Annotated in this window: 1 protein-coding gene and 1 pseudogene; one reads left to right on the top strand and one right to left on the bottom strand. The window is 70.9% G+C overall.

Annotation, left to right across the window (positions count from 1 at the left end):
• Positions 1-132: 132 nt before the first annotated feature.
• On the bottom strand, positions 133-1,500 hold the full coding sequence (locus E5198_RS21050; RefSeq protein WP_136491846.1) for a pitrilysin family protein: 1,368 nt from the start codon (positions 1,498-1,500) through the stop codon (positions 133-135).
• A 125-nt stretch (positions 1,501-1,625) separates the two neighbouring features.
• Between E5198_RS21050 and E5198_RS22160 the strand changes: the two are divergent.
• Positions 1,626-1,912: pseudogene (locus E5198_RS22160) on the top strand (signal recognition particle-docking protein FtsY); the annotation flags it as partial.

Raw genomic sequence — 1,912 nt, 5'->3', positions numbered from 1 at the left:
GGTGCCGCGGCCGGCGCGCTGCCGGTGGCGGGCGTCGCCGGGGCCGGGCTGTCCGGGCCGGCCGCCGGGCGGCTGATCAGCAGGAGCAGGCCGAGCAGGCCGAGCAGTGCGACTATCAGCAGCAGGTGGCGCTTATTCATGGCGGGTCTCCTTGGCCTGCTCCAGCGGCAGCACCTGGGCCAGGGTCAGTCGTTCGCGCTGGAACAGGCGCCGCGCGGCGGCCTGGATATCGGCGGGGGTGACCGCCCTGAGGGCTTCGAGATCCTGGTCGAGCAGTTGCCAGGACAGGCCGACGGTCTGCAGCTGGCCGATGCTGGTGGCCTGGCTGGCGATGGAGTCGCGCTCGTAGACCAGGCCGGCGATCACCTGGGCCTGCACGCGTGCCAGTTCCTCGGCGCTCGGCGCCTGGGTCTTGAGGGTCTCCAGCTCCTGCCACAGACCGGCCTCGACCTGTTCGAGGGTCTTGCCCTGCTGCACGTTGGGCCGCGCCGACAGCACGAACAGGCTGTCGCCGCGGGTGAAGGGGTTGTACCAGGCCGAGGCGCCGGTCACCAGTTCCTGTTCGCGCTCCAGGCGGCTGGACAGGCGCGCGCTGTAGCCGCCGTCGAGCAACGCGGCGATCAGGCGCAGGGCATGCACTTCGCGCGGGTTGTCGCTGCTGGCCAGGCCCGGCACGTTGAAGCCCATCAGCAGGCTGGGCAGCTGGGTCTTGACCCGCAGGGTCAGGCGCCGCTCGCCGAGGGCCGGCAGTTCCAGCGGTGCCTTGGCGGCCGGCAGCGGGCGTGCCGGGATGGCGGCGAAGTGGCGCTGGGCGAGGGTCTTCACCTCGTCGGCGGTGACGTCGCCGACCACCACCAGGGTGGCGTTGTTCGGGCTGTACCAGTCGTTGTGCCAGGCGCGCAGGTCGTCCACCGACATGCGCTCGAGATCGCTCATCCAGCCGATGGTCGGGTTGCGGTAGCCGGTGGCCGGGTAGGCGGCGGTCTTGAAGCGCTCGAAGGCCAGCGAGGCGGGGTTGTCCTCGGTGCGCAGGCGGCGCTCCTCCTTGATCACCTCGATCTCGCGGGCGAACTCGTCGGCGGGCAGGCGCAGGCCAGCCAGGCGGTCGGCTTCCATTTCCAGGGCGACTTCCAGGCGGTCGCGCGCCAGTACCTGGTAGTAGGCGGTGTAGTCGTCGCTGGTGAAGGCGTTCTCCTCGGCGCCCAGCTCGCGCAGGATGCGCGAGGATTCGCCGGGGCCGAGCTTGCTGCTGCCCTTGAACATCATGTGCTCGAGGGCGTGGGACAGGCCGGTGAAACCGGGGCGCTCGTAGCTGGAGCCGACCTGGTACCACAGCTGGGACACCACCACCGGGGCGCGGTGGTCCTCGCGCACGATCACGGTCAGGCCGTTGTCCAGGCGGAACTGGTGGGTCGGCTGCGGCACGGCGGCCTGGGCGGCCGGCGGCAGGCCCAGGGCAACCAGCAACAAGCCGGCTAGGCGGCGTGTGAATGCGTTCATCATCAGTGACCTGTCAGACTGCCGGCCGGTTTTGGCGCCGGCGGGCGAGGAGGTGCTAGGATACCCAACCGATTTCCTGGCGGCCACGTCAGTGCGCAGCCGCCCACTTGAGATGCAAGCCGTCCATGTTTGGTTCCAAAGACGACAAGAAGACTCCGGATGCCGGAGAAAAGAAAGGCCTGTTCGGCTGGTTCCGCAAGAAGGCGCAACCTGAGGCCGTCGAGCAGCCGGTGGCCGAAGTCGAGCCGGCTGCAGCTGAGCCGTCGGGGGCGGTGCCGGCGGCCGAGCCCGCACCGGCAGTGACCGCAGCCGAGCCGGCCGCTTCCCCCAGCGTGGCTCCGGTCCAGGCCGAAGCCCCGGTCGCCGCCCCGTCCGCCCCGGTTGCCGTGCCGCCGCCGGCACCCGCTGCCAG

It is taken from the genome of Pseudomonas sp. A-1, assembly GCF_004801855.1.
Taxonomy (GTDB): Bacteria; Pseudomonadota; Gammaproteobacteria; order Pseudomonadales; family Pseudomonadaceae; genus Geopseudomonas.
Note: the sequence above shows the minus strand (reverse complement) of the source record. Positions and strands in the feature narration are given on the sequence as shown.